This is a genomic window from Micropruina sonneratiae (assembly GCF_025972045.1).
GTDB classification, from domain to species: domain Bacteria; phylum Actinomycetota; class Actinomycetes; order Propionibacteriales; family Propionibacteriaceae; genus Micropruina; species Micropruina sonneratiae.
Genome location: NZ_JAPDHX010000002.1, coordinates 395,381 through 411,796 on the forward strand (window position 1 = coordinate 395,381; position 16,416 = coordinate 411,796).

Genomic DNA, 16,416 nt, shown 5'->3' on the forward strand with positions numbered 1-16,416 from the left:
TGCAGCTCAGAGATCCGGCGTTCGCCGGAATGACGGTGTTCGTCCTCCCAGACCCGATCGGTGCGCCGCGGCAACTCAGGCACGCCGAACCGTCGGACGCAGGTCGTCCGCGGGTGGCGTCCAGGAGTCCGGGTCGGCGGGCCCTTGGTCGCCGGAGCGGATGTCCTTCACCTCGCCGGAGGAGAACCACACGTACGGGATGCCGCGGCGGTCGGCGTAGCGGATCTGCTTGCCGAACCGGTCCGCCTTGGGGGCCACCTCGGTCGGGATGCCGCGGGCGCGCAGCCGTGCTGCCGTCGCCTCGGCCTCGGCGCGGGTCTCCTCGGCGTCCACGGCGACCAGCACGCAGGTCGGCACCGACCGGGTCGCGGCCAGCGTGCCCCTGGCCAGCAGCGGCACCAGAACGCGCGACACGCCGATCGACAGCCCGACCCCGGGGTAGCTGGTGCGGCCGTCGGAGGCCAGCGAGTCGTAGCGCCCGCCGGAACAGATCGAGCCGAGGTGCTCCAACCCCTGCATCTCGGTCTCGTAGACGGTGCCGGTGTAGTAGTCGAGGCCGCGGGCGATCTTCAGGTCGGCCACGATTCGACCCGGCGCGGCTGCGGCGCCGGCGCGCACCACGGCCGCCAACTGTTCCAGGCCGTCGTCCAGCAACTCGTTGCGGACGCCGAGCGCCTGCACCCGGTCGACGAACGAGTCGTCCGGGGCCGAGATGGTGGCCAGCCGCAGGCACTGCGCCGCCACCTCGGCGCTGAGCCCGAGCTCGTCGGTGAGCAGCTGCTGCACGGCCGCCGGGCCGATCTTGTCGAGCTTGTCGACCCGCTGCAGGACGGCGAGGTGGTCGTCGATGCCGAGCCCCCGGTAGAAGCCCTCGGCCAGCCGCCGGTTGTTCACCCGCATCAGCACCGGCGGCACCCCGAACTCGGTGTGCAGCCGCTCCAGCGCCTCGAGGATCACCCGGGCCACCTCGACGTCGTGGTGGGCGGCCAGCACGTCCTGGCCGACGATGTCGATGTCGGCCTGCAGGAACTCGCGGTAGCGCCCCTCTTGCGGACGTTCCCCCCGCCACACTTTCTGGATCTGGTACCGCCGGAACGGGAAGGTCAGGTGCCCGGAGTTCTCCAGCACGTAGCGCGCGAACGGCACGGTCAGGTCGAAGTGCAGCCCCAGTTCGTCGCGGTCCCCGCCCCCGCCGTGCCGCTCGGCCTGCAGCCGGCGCACCACGTAGATCTCCTTGTCGATCTCACCCTTGCGGGCCAGGTGCTCCATCGGCTCCAGCGCCCGGGTCTCGATCGAGCCGAAGCCGTGCAGTTCGAACGTCGTGGCGAGGGACGCCAGCACGCGCTGTTCGACGATGCGCTCGGACGGCAGGAACTCGGGAAAGCCGCTCAACGGCTTGGGACGACTCATCGGGTCGTGGCACCACCTAGATAATTCGGTTGCAGGTACGGGTTGGTGGCCCGCTCCCGGTCCATCCGGGTCTGCGGACCGTGCCCGGGCAGGATCGCGGCCGTGTCGCTCAGCTCGAGCACCGGCCCGCGCAGCGTGTCCAGCATGACGGTGTGGTCGCCTCCGGGCAGGTCGGTCCGGCCGATGGACCCGGCGAACAGCACGTCGCCGGAGAACACCACCGTGTCCAGGTCGCCGCGCGGGTCGCCGACCAGCCGGGTGCTCAACATCACGCAACCGGGCCGGTGGCCGGGCGCGTGGATCACCTCGAAGGTGAGCCCCGCCACCTCCACCCCGGTCTCGAACAGCCTCAGGTCCGCCGGCTCGCTGAGCGTCTCGTCGCCGAGAACCTGGCCGAGCAGCCCGCGGCCCGCCGGGCCGAGCCCGGCGGCGGGGTCGGTGAGCAGTTCCCGGTCGGCCTGATGGATCCACGCCGGGACGCCCCAGGCGTCCGCCACCGCCGTCGCGGAGGCGACGTGATCGATGTGGCCGTGGGTCAGCAGCACGCCGACCGGGGTCAGACCGTGCTGCTCGACGGTGATCCGAACCGGGTCGAAGGCGTCCACGCCGGGGTCGACGACGACGCACTCGCGGCCGGCATCGACGGCTGCCAGATAGCAGTTCGCCTGCCACGGGCCGGCGGGAAAGGAGGCCAGGAACACGACCGCCAGCCTATCGGCCGGCCGAGTGGTCAACGTCCCCAAACGTTCGGGCATGCGGCAAGATGGACCCCATGACTTCATCCAGCCCGGCCGACTTCGGCCGCGTCGACCCCGACGGGACGGTCTACGTCCGCACCGCCGAGGGCGAACGCAGCGTCGGCCAGATACCGGACGTGTCCGCTGAGGAAGCACTCGCCTTCTACACCAGGCGGTTCGAGTCACTCGAGCTCGAGGTCAGTCTGCTGGAGCGCCGGATCGCCTCCGGCGCGCTGTCCCCCGACGAGGCCCGCGGCAGCATCAACACGGTGAAGGGCAACGTGGCCGGCGCGAACGCGGTCGGCGACCTCGATTCGCTGGCCACTCGGCTCGAGGCTCTGGCGCCCGTCCTGGCCCAGGCTTCCGAAGCCCGCAAGGCCGAGCGCGCCAAGCAGGCCGAGGAGACGAAGGCGACCAAGGAGCGGATGGTCGCCGAGGCCGAGCAACTCGCCGAGAGCAACGATTGGCGGGGCGGCGTGAACCGCTTCCGCTCCCTGCTCGACGAGTGGAAGGCGCTGCCCCGCATCGACCGCGCCACCGACGACTCGCTGTGGCACCGGTTCTCCACCGCCCGCACCACCTACACGCGGCGCCGCAAGGCGCAGTTCGCCGAGCAGGCCGAGAGGCGCGAGGGTGCGAAGCGGATCAAGGAGCAGATCATTGCCGAGGCCAGGACGCTGGCCGACAGCACCGAGTGGGGACCCACCTCGGGCGCCTTCCGCGACCTGATGGCGCGGTGGAAGGCCGCCGGAGCCGCCCCGCGCGAGGTCGACGACGCCCTGTGGGCGGAGTTCCGCGGCCTGCAGGATCAGTTCTTCAACGCCCGCCAGGCGACCCTTTCCGAGCAGGACGCGGAGTTCAAGGCCAACCTCGAGGCCAAGGAGGAGTTGCTCGGCAAGGCCGAGGCCGAAATCGTCCCGGTCGGCGACGTGGCCGAGGCCCGGGCCGCCTTCCGCACCTTCCTCGAGGGTTACAACGCGCTGGGCAAGGTGCCGCGCGAGTCGATCCGGGGACTGGACAACCGCGTCCGGGCACTCGAGTCGGCCATCCGCGAGGCCGAGGACGCCGAGTGGAAGCGCACCGATCCCGAGGCGCGTTCGCGCGCCGAGGAGACGGTGGCGATGCTCAGCACCGAGATCGACAAGCTGAACGAGAAGATCACCAAGGCCGAGGCCCGCGGCGACCGCAAGGCCGCCGACAAGGCCCGGGACTCGATCAACACCTACCAGACCTGGCTCGACCAGACCCGGGAGACGCTGGCCGACTTCTCGCGCTGAGCAGAGCTCCGACAGCCCCGCCGGCGCCGGGTTCGCGCGGTCGCGGGGCTCAGCCCATGGCGGCCAGCACCGCGTCGTGGACGTCGGTGTTGCGGATGAAACCCGCCAGCCGTTCCGCTCCCGGCCCGGACGCCGTGATCGGTGTCGCGGCGCCGGTGTGACCGTCGGTGGTCCAGTCGACGCTCACCTTCAGCGTGGAGCCGTCGATGGTGACCGTGTCCTCGGCCTGTTCCCCCTTGCCGCTCTCGTCGCCGGAGTCGATGTTCTCGATGGCCAGTCCACCCGTGTCGTGGTCGCCCATCACGACGACCAGCGTCCCCGGCGTCCGGGCGGCGAAGTCGAGCGCCAGGGTGACCGTCCGCTCCAGCGCGGCGCCGGCGCGGATCATCAGCTTGGTGTTGCCGTGGTGGGCCATCTCGTCGGTGGCCTCCTCCTCGATGAACAGGAAGAACCCGTCGGGATCCTGCGCCAGCACGTCCAGCGCCCGACCGGTCATCGTGCGCAGGCTGACCGCCGGCTGGTACAGGTCGCCGTCACCTTCACCGGCGTGCTCGAACATCTCCTCGTTGGCGAACAACCCCAGCACCTTGCCGCCGGTGATGTCGGCCAGTTCGTCGGCGTTGCGCACGTAGTGGTAGCCGAGTTCCTTGGCCCGTGTGACCAGGTTGCCCTTGGTTCCCCGGCTCTTCTCCGAGCGGTCCTTGGCCGGCTTGTCGGGCCACGCCCCGGGGTTGCCGGCGGGATACCACCAGTCCTCGCCGCCGCCCAGCACGACGTCCACCGTGGAGTGTTCGAGGATCTGCCGGGCGATCTCGCTGTGCTGACCGCGGTCCTTGACGTGGGCACTGAACGCCGCCGGTGAGGCGTCGGTCACCTGCGCGGTGGTGACCAGTCCGGTCGAGCGTCCCGACGTCCGGGCCCGCTCCAGCAGGGTGCGCAGCGGCTTGCCGGCGGGGTCGACGGCGACCGCACCGTTGACGGTGCGCAGCCCGGTCGAGTAGGCCGTCGCCGCCGCGGCCGAATCGGTGACGCCCTGCTTGGCGTCGGCGGGGTCGGTGTGCACCAGGCCGGTGACCTCCATCCGGTTCATGCGCAGTTCGCCGTCGCGGCCCTTCAAAGCGAGCCGCAGCAACTCCCGGTGGGCGACCCCCAGTCCGTCGCCCTGGATCAGGATGACGTTGCGGGCCCGGGTCTCGGCGGCGGACGCCGGGGCGGGTCCGGCGTCGGCGGCGACCGGCTGCGCCGGCGTCCGTTCGGCCGGGGTGGCGGGCGCGCAGCCGGCCAGGGCCGCGACGACGGCGACGCTGCCGACCGTCAGGGCCCGGACGCGGGCGTGCTGGGCGAGGGAGCGGAACATGGCGTACCTCCTGGCCGTCGGCGTCCCGGTTCCGATGGAGTCTAGGAGACGAACCCGGACGCCGGCACGCCTGCGCGGATGGTCAGGACTTGACCCGGGTGGCCTCGTACACCCCGGGGATGCGCTTGAGCGCGTTGGTCAGCGACGCCAGGTGGGTCGGGTCGGGGGTCTCGAACTGCAACCGCATGGTGAACACCCGGTCCTTGCTGGTGTTGGCCGACATGGAAATGATGTTCGAGTGGTGCTCGGTCATCACCCGGCTGACGTCGGACAGCAGCCCGGAGCGGTCCAGGCCCTCGACGTGCACGGCGACCAGGAAGCTCGAATCGGCCGACGGCGTGGCCCAGCTCACCTCGACCAGCCGGTCGGGCTTGGCGCGCAGGTTGTCGGCGTTGGTGCAGTCCGAGCGGTGCACCGAGACGCCCTCCTCGCGGGTGATGAAGCCGATGATGTCGTCCCCCGGCACCGGCATGCAGCACTTGGCGAGCTTCACCCACATGTCGTTGTGGCCCTCGACCACCACGCCGATGTCGTTGGTCCGGCGGGACGGACGCCGGCGCTTGCTGGCGCTGGTGCCGATGATCGCCGAATGGTCCTCGACGCTGGCCTCCGCGGCCTCCTCGGCGCCACCCTCGGCGGCGATCAGCCGCTCGACGACATTCTGCGCACTGACGGTGCCCTCGCCGATCGCGGCGTACAGCGCGTTGGTGTCGGCGACCCGGAAATGCCGGGCGAGGGCGGCCAGATGCTCGGCGGACAGCAACCGGTGCACGGGAAGGCCGGTGCGGCGCAACTGCTTGGCCAGCGCCTCCTTGCCCTGCTCGATCGACTCCTCACGCCTCTCGCGCATGAAGTACTGACGGATCTTGGTGCGCGCCCGGGGGCTGGCGACGAAGTTCACCCAGTCGCGACTCGGGCCGGCGTTGGGCGACTTCGAGGTGAGTACCTCCACCTGGTCGCCGTTGTTGAGCTGGTACTCCAGCGGCACCAGCCGCTGGTTGACCCGGGCGCCGATGGTGCGGTGACCGACCTCGGTGTGCACGGCGTAGGCGAAGTCGACCGGAGTGGAGCCGGCAGGGAGCGAGATCACGTCGCCCTTGGGCGTGAACACGAACACCTCGGTGGTGTTGATCTCGAACCGCAGGGTGTCGAGGAACTCCCCCGGGTCCTCCGTCTCGCGCTGCCATTCGGTGATCTGCCGCACCCAGGCCAGGTCGTTGGCGGGGGTGACCTTGCCGCCCTCCTTGTACTTCCAGTGCGCAGCGACGCCGTACTCGGCGTGCCGGTGCATCTCCTGGGTGCGGATCTGGAACTCAACGGGTTTGCTGTCGGGCCCGAGCACGGTGGTGTGCAGCGACTGGTACAGGTTGAACTTCGGCATCGCGATGTAGTCCTTGAACCTGCCGGGCAGCGGGTTCCACCGGGCGTGCAGGACGCCGAGCGCCGCGTAGCAGTCGCGTTGGGTCTCGACCAGGATGCGCAGGCCCACCAGGTCGTAGATCTCGAAGAAGTCGCGGCCCCGGACGACCATCTTCTGGTAGATCGAGTAGTAGTGCTTGGGGCGTCCGTACACGGTCGCCTTGATCTTGGCCTCGTTGAGGTCGTCGCGCACCTGGTCGATGACCTGGCGCAGGTAGTTCTCGCGCAGCGGGGCCCGGGCGGCGACCATCCGGACGATCTCGTCGTAGATCTTCGGGTGCAGGGTGGCGAACGCGAGGTCCTCCAGTTCCCACTTGATCGCGTTCATGCCCAGTCGGTGGGCCAGCGGGGCGAAAATCTCCAGGGTTTCGTTGGCGATCACGACCTGCTTGTCCTGGCGCAGGAAGCCCAGGGTGCGCATGTTGTGCAGGCGGTCGGCCAGTTTGATCACCAGCACCCGGATGTCGCGGCTCATCGCCAGCACCATCTTGCGCAACGTCTCGGCCTTGGCCGACTCGCCGTAGGTGACCTTGTCGAGCTTGGTCACCCCGTCGACCATGGTGGCGACCTCGGAGCCGAAGTCGGCGGTCAGCTGCGCCATCGTGTACGAGGTGTCCTCGACGGTGTCGTGCAGCAGCGCCGCGCACAGCGTGGTCTCGGTCATGCCCAGCTCGGCCAGGATCGTGGCCACGGCGAGCGGGTGCGTGATGTAGGGGTCGCCGCTCTTGCGGGACTGTCCGGCGTGGTAGTGCTCGGCTGTGCGGTAGGCGCGCTCGATGACCGCGATGTCTGCCTTGGGGTGGGTGGCCCGCAGCGTCTTGACCAGCGGGTCGAGGACGGCCGCCTGGCTGTTTTTCGGTGCGCCGAGCCGGGCCAGCGCGTGCCGCATGCGCATCCGCGGCTGGTCAGGGGCGTTGCCCGGATGGGTCAGGGCGCGGGGCTCTCCCGGCAGGCCGTTTCCGGCCCCGTACGGACCATGGACGCTGTCGCTCACCCGGTTCCCCTTCGGCAGGTCTGCATCATACTGCGGAGGCCAGGGCCGACCGGCGTCCGTGGACCGGAAGAACCGTCCCCACGGTCCAGGTCACTCAGACGGTGACGACCGCCGAGTACTGATCGATGCCGAGCTCGGCGAGCTTCTCCCGGCCGGGCAGGAAACCCAACTCCATCAGGACGGCGACGTGGACCAGTTCGGCGCCCAGGCGGCTGACCAAGGCGGCGGTGGCGCCGACGGTGCCGCCGGTGGCGAGCACGTCGTCGACGACCAGCACCCGCGCACCGGGCAGGATCGCGTCGGTCTTCACCGTCAACGTCTCGTGGCCGTACTCGAGCGCGAATTGCTCCGAGTACAGGTCACCGGGCAGCTTGCCGGGCTTGCGGACAGGCACGAACCCGGCCCCCAGCTCGAGGGCGACCGGCGCGGCCAGAATGAACCCCCGCGCCTCCATGCCGACCACCACGTCGATGCTCTCCGGCGCCAGCTCGACCAGGGCCGAGATGGCCGCCCGCAACCCCTTGGGCGACGCCAGCAGCGGCGTGATGTCCTTGAACACCACACCCGGCTTGGGGAAGTCGGGAATGTCTTCGATCAGGTCGAGGATCAACCGGCGGTCGGCGTCGCTCACGTCACTTCCTCCGTTTGGCTCGCGTGTTCCGCTGCGGCTGGACGCGGTGCTGCCGGGCCAACTCGTTGGCGCTCACCAGCCCCAGCCGTTCGGGCTCGACGCCCTCGTCCACCTCGGCCAGCGGCCCGCTGCCGTCGGTCACCAGGACCCGCTTGGACCGCTCGGTGGCGACGTCCTTCTCGCTGTGCCGCTTGGCCCGCCGCTCCAGCCGCTCGCGATGCTCGCGCATCTCGGGCTCGGCCTCCTTGAGCTGCGCCAGCAGCGGCGCGGCGATGAAGATCGACGAGTAGGCGCCGGCGATCATGCCGACGAGCAACGCCAGGCCCAGGTCCTTCAGCGGACCGGTGCCGACGATGAAGGCGCCGGTGAAGGTGAGTGCCGCGACGGGCAGGACGCCGATGATCGTCGTGTTGATCGACCGGATCAGCACCTGGTTGACCGCGGCGTTCGCAGCATCGGTGTAGGTCTGCCGGCTGTTCTTCAGGTCGGCGACGTTCTCGCGCACCTTGTCGAACACGACCACCGTGTCGTACAGCGAGTACCCGAGGATCGTCAGGACGCCGATCAGGGTGGCCGGGGTGACGGTGAAGCCGACCAGGGCGTAGACGCCGACGGTGATGACCAGGTCGTGCAGCAGCGCGACGATGGCCGCGATCGCCATCTTGTAGTTGCGGAAGTACGCCCAGATCAGCAGCGACACCAGCACCAGGAACACGACCAGGGCGATGATCGCCTGCTGGGTGATCATCGACCCCCAGGAGGCGCCGATCAGGCTGTAGCCGACCTGGTCGACCTCGATGCCGCCGACCGCCGTCGCGATCGCCTGCTTGACCTGGGTGACCTCGTCGACGCTCAGCGAACGGGTCTGTACCCGCACCTGGTCCTCGCCGACGGTGGTGACGCTCACGTCGTCGTTGTCGGGCAGGTTCAGCGCCTGCACCGCCGAGCGCACCTGGTCGGTGGTGTCCGCGGTGACGCTCACCGGTGCGGTGAAATCGGCACCGCCCTTGAACTCGATGCCCAGGTTCAGGCCGAGCACGATCATGGCCAGGGCCGAGATCGCCAGCAGCGCGGCGGACACGATGTACCAGCGCTTGCGGTTGCCGACGAAGTCGTAGCTGACCTCGCCGGTGTACAGCTTGTGGGCGAAGCTCGCCTTCTTGGCCGGCGTCGCCGGCTTCTCGACCGGGGTCTCCGGGGTTTCGGTGGCGGTGCTCATCAGTTCTCCTCCGCCTGCTTCGTCGAGGGCGCCTCGGCACCGGACGCCGTCTCGTCGCTCGCGACCTCGGCGTCGGCCACCTCGGTCTCGACCTCGGCGACCTGCACCGCCGGGCCCGCGCCGGACGCCTTCGCCCCGGCCTTGCCGGAAGCAACCTTGTTGCCGGCGGCGGCGGCCGCCGTCACCCTGGGACGCCGACGGTGGAGCGGCGGCTGGTGCTTGGCACCGAGATGCTCGGCTTCGAAGCCGGAGAACCTGCGGCCCTCGCCGAAGTACTTCGTCCGGCCGAGCAGCGACACCAGCGGCTTGGTGAACCAGAACACGCAGGCGATGTCGATCAGTGTGGTCAGGCCGAGCGTGAAGGCGAAGCCCTTGACGGCTCCGATGGCGAGGATGAACAGCACCACGGCCGACAGCAGCGACACGCCGTCGGCGACCAGGATGGTCTGCCGCGAGCGCACCCAGCCGACCTCGATCGCGGTGCGCAGGGTGCGTCCGTCGCGCACCTCGTCGCGTATTCGCTCGAAGTAGATGATGAACGAGTCAGCCGTGACGCCGATGGCCACGATCAGGCCGGCCACACCGGGCAGGTTGAGCGCGAACCCCATCGCCTGGCCGAGCAGCACCACCATGGCGTAGGTGATGCCGAAGGCGACCACCAGGCTGCTGACCACGACGATCGACAGCGCCCGGTAGTACACGATGCTGTAGGCGACCACCAGGATCAGGCCGATGATGCCCGCGATGATGCCCGCCTCGAGCTGCTCGCCGCCCAGCTTGGCCGAGACGTTGTCGACGCTGGAGACGTCGAACGCCAGCGGCAGCGCGCCGTACTTGAGCACGTTGGCGAGCTGTGTGGCCGACTGCTGGTTGAACGAGCCGGAGATCTGCGCCCGGCCGCCGGCGATCGACTCGCTGACGTAGGGAGCGCTGATCACGGTGCCGTCCAGCACGATGGCGAACTGGTTCTGCGGGCTGGTCTTGGTCGAGATCGCCTTGGTCACGGTCTCGAAGGTGGCCGCGGCGGTGCTGTTGAACTCGAGGCTGACGACCCAGCTGACCTGGTTCGTCGGGATGCCCGCCGACGCGGTGACCAGATCCTTGCCGGAGATGACCGCCGGCGACAGCAGGAACTTGGTCGTGCCGGCCTCGTCGCAGGTGATCAGCGGTTGGTCGGAAACGTCGGGGAAGTCGTCGCCGCACTGGAAGTTGGTGTAGTCGCTCTGGTCCCGCTCCGACGGCGTCCAATCGAGCACTTCCTGGGTGGTCGGCTGGACGGCGGCGGGGGTGCTGGGCCGCGGGCTCGGCACCGGCGTGGGCAGGTTCGGCAGCGGACGCTGGTTGACCGTCGGCGAGGCCGAAGGTTCGGTCGTCGCCACAGTGGTGGGTTCGGTGGACGCCTCGGTGGTCGGCTCCGTGGACGCCTCGGTCGTGGGCTGTGCCGACGGGTCCGTCGTGGTGCCGCCGCTCACCGACTCCTGCGCGTAGACGAGCCGGAAGTACAGCTGTGCGGTCTGGCCGACCATGCGGACCAACTCGTCCTGCTGAACGTTGGGCACGCTGACCACGATCTGCCGGTCGCCCGAGGTGGTCACCTCGGTCTCGCCGACGCCGATCGAATCGACGCGCTGCTGGATGATCGTCCGGGCCAGCTCCAGGCTTTCGGCGCTGACTGCTCCCTCGCCGGTGGTGTTGCTGGCCGTCAGGGTGATGGTGGTGCCGCCGCGCAGGTCGAGGCCGAGCTTCGGCGTCCAGGTGTTGCCCAGCGCCATCAAACCGACCAGGGCCGCACAGAACAGCCCGAAGACGATCAGGGTGCGCAGCGGATGGCTGTGATGCCTACTTGTGGTTGCCACGTCGTGCTAGCCCCCGAGGATCACTTCTGGGTGTTGCTGGACGGATTGCTCGGGTCGTCGTCGGAGCTGGTGGACGGCTTCGGCTCGGCGAAGTCCGAGGGTTCGATGGTGTCGAACGGCGACGCGGCGAACTCGTCGTCGGCCACCTGGTCAGGGTCCACATCGTCGCTGACCACATCATCGTCGTCGGCGTACTCGAACTCGTCGTCCTCGGGGGTGAGCGTCTTCACGATCGCCTGCTTCACCACGGTCATCTCGATGCCGGGCGCGATCTCGATGATCGCCTGCCGCTCGCCCAGGTGCCGGACGGTACCGAACACGCCGGAGGACAGCATCACGCGGGCGCCGGGGGCAAGGGAGTTGGTCATCTCCGTCTGCTGCTTGGCGCGCTTCTGCTGCGGCCTGATCAGCAGGAAGTAGAAGGCGGCGCCCATCAGCACAAGCATCAGGACGGTGCTACCCATGTCACCCATGTGGATTACTTTCGTGTAGACAACACAACGGTGGCCCGGCCACCGACGCACAACTGTAGCCGAGGCGACTGTAAAGCCCGATTCCGACGCTCGCTGTAGTCAGCCGTCACCGAACAGATCCGGTTCGGACGCCTGCGGCGCCACCAGCCCCAGATGCGCCCAGCCGCGCGGGGTCGCAACCCGCCCCCGCGGCGTCCGCATCAGGAAGCCCTGGCGGACGAGGAACGGTTCGGCAACCTCCTCGACGGTCTCGGCCTCTTCGCCGACGGCCATCGCCAGCGTCGACAGACCGACCGGGCCACCGCCGAAGCGCTCGCACAGGGCCGACAGGACACCCCGGTCGAGCCGGTCCAAACCAAGTTCGTCGACCTCGTACAGTTCCAGGGCCGCGATCGCGGTGCGTGGATCGAGGCGTCCATCGGCCCGCACCTGCGCATAGTCGCGGACCCGCCGCAGCAGCCGGTTCGCGATCCGCGGGGTGCCGCGCGACCGCGAGGCGATCACTTCGTCGGTCCCCCCTTCCAGCCTGATGCCCAGCAACGACGCCGAGCGGCGCACGATCGAACGCAACGCCTCGGTGTCGTAGAAGTCGAGTTGGGCGGTGAACCCGAAGCGGTCCCGCAACGGACCGGGCAGCAGGCCGGCCCGGGTGGTGGCGCCGACCAGGGTGAACGGCGGTATCTCGAGCGGGATGGCGGTCGCCCCGGGACCCTTGCCGACCACCACGTCGACCCGGAAGTCCTCCATCGCCAGGTACAGCATCTCTTCGGCCGGACGCGACATGCGATGGATCTCGTCGAGGAAGAACACCTCACCCTCGGTCAGCCCCGAAAGGATGGCGGCCAGGTCGCCGGCGTGCTGGATGGCCGGCCCCGACGAGATCCGGATCGGCGAACCGAGCTCGGCCGCGATGATCATCGCCAGGGTCGTCTTGCCCAGTCCCGGCGGGCCGGACAGCAACACGTGGTCGGGCACCGAGCCGCGGTGTCGGGCGGCGTCCAGCACCAGTGAGAGCTGGTCGCTGACCCGCGGCTGACCGGCGAACTCGCCCAGGGTCGAGGGCCGCAGCGCCGACTCGGCCAGCAGCTCGCCGTCCTGGGCGTGCGGATCCATCACTTCGGCGCCGTCGTGCCGGTCAGCCATCGCGTCCCGTTCGCTCACTTGGCCAGGCTACGGAGCGCGGCGCGCATCAGCACGGCGACGGGCGTGGCGGGGTCGGACTCGACGAGATGGGCGACGCCGTCGCACGCCCGGTCCGCGTCGCGCGCCGACCAGCCGAGGCCCTCCAGCCCGCCCTTGACCTGGTCGCGCCACTGCTGCCCGGACGCCGTGGCCGGCGCGGCTGCCGAGGTGGCGGCGAGGGTGTTGATCTTGTCCTTCAACTCGATGACCAGCCGCTGGGCGCCCTTCACCCCGATGCCGGGCACCTTGGTCAGGGCCGGAATGTTCTCGGCTGCGACGGCGGCGCGCAGGGCGTCCGGGCTGAGCACAGAGACGACCGCCTGGGCGATCTTCGGACCGATCCCGGAGGCTGACTGGACCAGTTCGAAGCAGTCCCGCTCGTCGGCGTCCGCGAAGCCGTACAGGGTCAGCGAGTCCTCGCGCACCACCAGCGAGGTGGCCAGGGTGGTGGGCTGACCGATCCGAACCGCGGAGGCCGTGGCCGGGGTGCACAGGGCGCGGACGCCGAACCCGTTCAGGTCGACCACCACCCAGGTGGTGCCGGCGGCCACGACGGTGCCGGTGAGCTGGGCGATCATGCTCTCCTCCTGCGGTCGGGGCGGGTGTGGGTGGTGGCGCGCCGTTGCAGGTCGACCGCGGCGGCCAGCCTGGCCTGACCGGCGCCCCGCCACAGTTGGCAGACGGCGAGCGCCACGGCGTCCGCGGCGTCGGCGGGCCTGGGCGCCTCGGCGAGTTTCAGCACCCGGGTGACCATCGCGGCGATCTGGGCCTTGTCGGCGCGACCCGAGCCGGTGATCGCGGCCTTGACCTCGCTGGGCGTGTGCTGGTGCACGGGCAGCCGGTGCCGCGCGGCCAGCAACAGCGCGACGCCGGCGGCCTGGGCGGTGCCGATCACCGTCATCGTGTTGTGCTGGCTGAACACCCGCTCGACCGCGATGACGTCGGGGCGGTGCCGGCCGATCCACTCATCCAGGCCGGTCTCGATGGCGAGCAGCCGGCTGGACAGTTCGGCGTCCGCGGGGGTGCGGATCACGCCCGCCTCGACCAGCGTCGGCGTCCGGCCGGGGACGCCGTCAACGACCCCCACCCCACAGCGGGTCAGGCCCGGGTCGACCCCCAGCACACGCATGTGGTTAGAACTCCCATCGGCCGAACAGATGTTCGGATACTAACCGACGGCGCGGCTCCGGCGCGGGAACGACCCGCGCGGCGGGGGGGTCACTCGAGCTCGGCGAGCACCTCATCGGGGACGTCCTCGTTGGAGTACACCGTCTGCACGTCGTCGACGTCCTCGATCGCGTCGAGCAGCCGGAACAACTTCTCGGCGGCATCCTTGGCGTCGATCGCCTGGGTGTACTGCGGCACGAACTGCACCTCGGCCGAGTCGTAGTCGAGGCCGGCCTCCTGCACGGCCTTGCGGACGTCGACGACCACACTCGGGTCGGAGATCACCTTGAGCGTCTCGCCCTCGTCGGAGACGTCCTCGGGATCGGCGTCCAGGGTGGCCTCGAGCAGGTCGTCCTCGCCGACCTCCCGGCCGTTCTGTGCCTTGCTGACCTCGACGACGCCCTTGCGGTCGAAGATCCGCGACACCGACCCGACGTCGGCCATGGTGCCGCCGTTGCGGGTGACCGCCACCTTCACGTCGGACGCCGACCGGTTGCGGTTGTCGGTCAGGCACTCGATCAGGATCGCCACGCCGCCGGGGCCGTAGGCCTCGTACATGATCTCGGTGTAGTCGACCGCCTCGCCGCCGACACCGGAGCCGCGCTTGACCGCGCGGTCGATGTTGTCGTTGGGGACGGAGTTCTTCTTGGCCTTCTGGATGGCGTCGTACAGGGTGGGGTTTCCGCCGGGGTCACCGCCGCCGACCCGCGCCGCCACCTCGATCTTCTTGATCAGGTTGGCGAACAGCTTGCCGCGCTTGGCATCGATCGCGGCCTTCTTGTGCTTGGTGGTGGCCCACTTGGAGTGTCCGCTCATGTACGTCCCATCTGCTGCTCGTCCGTTTTCGCGGCCTCGATTCTATCGGTCGCCGGATGGCTCACGTACCAGACCATCGAGTCGATGCTGGTGTAGCCCAGGGCCTCGTAGGGCCGGGCGCCCTGATCGGAGTCGGTCTCGACGCCGATGCCGGCGATCGCCAGGCCGGCCGCGCAGAACGCCTCGTTGCTGCGGGCGAGCAGCGCGGTGAACAGTCCCCGGTTGCGCCAGGCGGGCTGCGCGCCCAGGTACTCGGTCCAGCCGGCGCGGTCACCGGCCAGGTTCGTCTCGCAGTTCAGCGCCCAGCCGACCGGAGCGTCGCCGTCCAGCGCCACCCACGACCAGTCGTCGCGGATGTCGGCGCTCGCCAGGCCCCAGCGCCAGGCGTCGGCGTCCAGGACGTCGGCCGGGTGGCTCACCGCGGAGTTGTACAGCCTGCGCACCGCCTCACTCCAGCCCGGACCGAACTGTTCGAGGGTGATGCCCGGCACCGACGCCGCGAACGTTCGTTCGCTGAGGCTGCGCTGCAACGCGTGGTACCACTTCTGGGCCCGGAAACCGGAGGCCGGCAGCGTCTCGGCCAGGAACAGGTTGCTGCCCGAGGCCAGCATCACCAGTTCGAGCGGGCCCCGGCCCTCGCCGTGCGCCCGGTACCACTCGACCGACCGGTCCACCTGCCAGCGCAGCAGCGTGTCCTGGACGCCCTCGTCGCGCCAGGCCGGGTGGCACCCGCCGTGCAGGTGCAGCCGGTTCGGCGGCTCCCCCTGTTCGGGCAGGCGCACCCAGGCATAGGCGATCAGGGTGCCGCTGGGCTTGCGCAGCACCACCCCGGTGCGGGTGTCGCGGACGGTCTCGCGGGCCACCGCGGCCTGGAGTGCGTTCAGGTCGTGATGATGGGTGGCGTCGCCGAAGTGTTCCTCGGCGGCCACCAGCCCGGCGATCTCGGACAGGTCCTGCTGGGACAGCCAGTGCCAGGTGCAGCCGTGACTCTTTGCCGGTGTGGGCATCGTCGCCTCCTTCGGCCAATCTAGCCGGGTTGCCCGGACGCCACGGCCAGAGCGTCGGGCAGGGTGAAGTTGCCGACGTACAGGGCGGTGCCGATGATCGCGCCGGTGACGCCCGCAGGGACCAGTTCGCGCAGGGCCGAGAGGTCGTCGAGGCGGGCGATTCCGCCGGAGGCGATGACCTCGGCATCGGTGCGGCCCGCCACGTCGCGCAGCAGGTCGAGGTTGGGTCCGGTCAGCATGCCGTCGGATTTCACGTCGGTGACCACGAACGTGGCGCAGCCGGCGGCCGACAGCCGCTCGACCGCTTCGGCCCAGTCGCCGCCCTCGCGGACCCAGCCGCGAGCGGCCAGCCGGGTGCCCTTGACGTCGATGGCGATGCCGATCCGGTCACCGTGCTCGCCGATCACCTTCTCGCACCAGGCCGGATCCTCCAGCGCGGCGGTGCCGATGTTGACCCGGCGGCAGCCGGTGGCGAGCGCGCGCTCCAAGGACGCGTCGTCCCGGATCCCGCCCGACAGCTCCACGTTGAGGCTCAGCCGGTCGGTGATCGCCGCGATCACCACGGCGTTCGAGCCCCGTCCGAAGGCGGCGTCCAGGTCGACCAGGTGCAGCCACTGCGCGCCGGCGTCCTGCCAGCGCAGCGCAGCCGCGAGCGGGTCGCCGAACACCTTCTCGGAGCCAGCCACCCCCTGGGTGAGCTGGACGGCCTGGCCGTTCTGGACGTCGACGGCGGGCAACAGGGTGAGTGCGGTCACGCTGAAAGACCATAGCCGGGCTGCGGGGTCGGGGCCGATTCGGGTTGGCCGGTAGGACGCCTCAGCCGGCAGCGGGCCCAGCGGAGCAACGGCCACCACCGTGTACCGGTGAAGTG

15 protein-coding genes are annotated in these 16,416 nt (G+C 70.0%); 1 reads left to right on the top strand and 14 read right to left on the bottom strand.

All coding sequences use genetic code 11. The features are described from left to right. Nucleotides 1–75: 75 nt before the first annotated feature. Together hisS and OIE40_RS06955 are read right to left on the bottom strand one after the other, a co-directional pair. Nucleotides 76–1,410 carry a histidine--tRNA ligase gene (gene hisS / locus OIE40_RS06950; RefSeq protein WP_264701353.1) on the bottom strand — a complete coding sequence of 445 codons (1,335 nt, stop codon included), beginning with the start codon at nt 1,408–1,410 and terminating at the stop codon, nt 76–78. Next, entirely contained in the window at nt 1,407–2,111 is a 705-nt protein-coding gene (locus OIE40_RS06955) for an MBL fold metallo-hydrolase (protein WP_264701354.1), read from the bottom strand. The genes hisS and OIE40_RS06955 overlap by 4 nt, the downstream gene beginning before the upstream one ends. 71 nt (nt 2,112–2,182) lie before the next feature. On the opposite strand from OIE40_RS06955, the gene OIE40_RS06960 reads away from it, so the two are divergent. Continuing rightward, entirely contained in the window at nt 2,183–3,424 is a 1,242-nt protein-coding gene (locus OIE40_RS06960) for a DUF349 domain-containing protein (protein WP_264701356.1), read from the top strand. 49 nt (nt 3,425–3,473) lie between these two features. Here the strand turns inward: OIE40_RS06960 and OIE40_RS06965 are convergent, their stop codons facing one another. The 12 genes from OIE40_RS06965 to priA all read right to left on the bottom strand — a co-directional run bounded on the left by OIE40_RS06965 (nt 3,474) and on the right by priA (nt 16,300). After that, the gene (locus OIE40_RS06965; RefSeq protein ID WP_264701358.1) at nt 3,474–4,781 is read right to left on the bottom strand and encodes an alkaline phosphatase; all 1,308 of its coding nucleotides are present in this window, start codon (nt 4,779–4,781) and stop codon (nt 3,474–3,476) included. Between the two features lie 82 nt (nt 4,782–4,863). Continuing rightward, nucleotides 4,864–7,194 (bottom strand): RelA/SpoT family protein, encoded by a 2,331-nt coding sequence (locus OIE40_RS06970; RefSeq protein WP_319805210.1) that lies wholly within the window; start codon nt 7,192–7,194, stop codon nt 4,864–4,866. Between the two features lie 94 nt (nt 7,195–7,288). After that, nucleotides 7,289–7,825 (bottom strand): adenine phosphoribosyltransferase, encoded by a 537-nt coding sequence (locus OIE40_RS06975; RefSeq protein WP_264701360.1) that lies wholly within the window; start codon nt 7,823–7,825, stop codon nt 7,289–7,291. A 1-nt stretch (nt 7,826) separates the two neighbouring features. Then, on the bottom strand, nt 7,827–9,044 hold the full coding sequence (gene secF, locus OIE40_RS06980) for a protein translocase subunit SecF (protein ID WP_264701362.1): 1,218 nt from the start codon (nt 9,042–9,044) through the stop codon (nt 7,827–7,829). Then, nucleotides 9,044–10,855, bottom strand: coding sequence for a protein translocase subunit SecD (secD, locus tag OIE40_RS06985; RefSeq protein ID WP_413774480.1), 1,812 nt, complete (start codon nt 10,853–10,855; stop codon nt 9,044–9,046). Before secD ends, secF begins: the two co-directional genes overlap by 1 nt. A 65-nt stretch (nt 10,856–10,920) precedes the next feature. Continuing rightward, nucleotides 10,921–11,373: a preprotein translocase subunit YajC gene (yajC, locus tag OIE40_RS06990; protein WP_264701365.1), complete on the bottom strand. Its 453-nt coding sequence runs from the start codon at nt 11,371–11,373 to the stop codon at nt 10,921–10,923. Nucleotides 11,374–11,472: 99 nt separating this feature from the next. Then, a complete protein-coding gene (gene ruvB, locus OIE40_RS06995; RefSeq protein WP_264701712.1) occupies nt 11,473–12,486 on the bottom strand; it encodes a Holliday junction branch migration DNA helicase RuvB in 1,014 nt (337 codons plus the stop codon). A gap of 44 nt (nt 12,487–12,530) precedes the next feature. After that, nucleotides 12,531–13,133, bottom strand: a complete 603-nt coding sequence (gene ruvA, locus OIE40_RS07000) for a Holliday junction branch migration protein RuvA (protein WP_264701367.1) — start codon at nt 13,131–13,133, stop codon at nt 12,531–12,533. Further along, on the bottom strand, nt 13,130–13,675 hold the full coding sequence (ruvC, locus tag OIE40_RS07005; protein ID WP_264701713.1) for a crossover junction endodeoxyribonuclease RuvC: 546 nt from the start codon (nt 13,673–13,675) through the stop codon (nt 13,130–13,132). Before ruvC ends, ruvA begins: the two co-directional genes overlap by 4 nt. Before the next feature lie 98 nt (nt 13,676–13,773). Then, on the bottom strand, nt 13,774–14,538 hold the full coding sequence (locus tag OIE40_RS07010) for a YebC/PmpR family DNA-binding transcriptional regulator (protein WP_264701369.1): 765 nt from the start codon (nt 14,536–14,538) through the stop codon (nt 13,774–13,776). After that, nucleotides 14,535–15,545, bottom strand: coding sequence for a GNAT family N-acetyltransferase (locus OIE40_RS07015; RefSeq protein WP_264701371.1), 1,011 nt, complete (start codon nt 15,543–15,545; stop codon nt 14,535–14,537). The genes OIE40_RS07010 and OIE40_RS07015 overlap by 4 nt, the downstream gene beginning before the upstream one ends. Before the next feature lie 20 nt (nt 15,546–15,565). Continuing rightward, nucleotides 15,566–16,300: a bifunctional 1-(5-phosphoribosyl)-5-((5-phosphoribosylamino)methylideneamino)imidazole-4-carboxamide isomerase/phosphoribosylanthranilate isomerase PriA gene (gene priA / locus OIE40_RS07020; protein WP_264701373.1), complete on the bottom strand. Its 735-nt coding sequence runs from the start codon at nt 16,298–16,300 to the stop codon at nt 15,566–15,568. Nucleotides 16,301–16,416 lie beyond the last annotated feature (116 nt).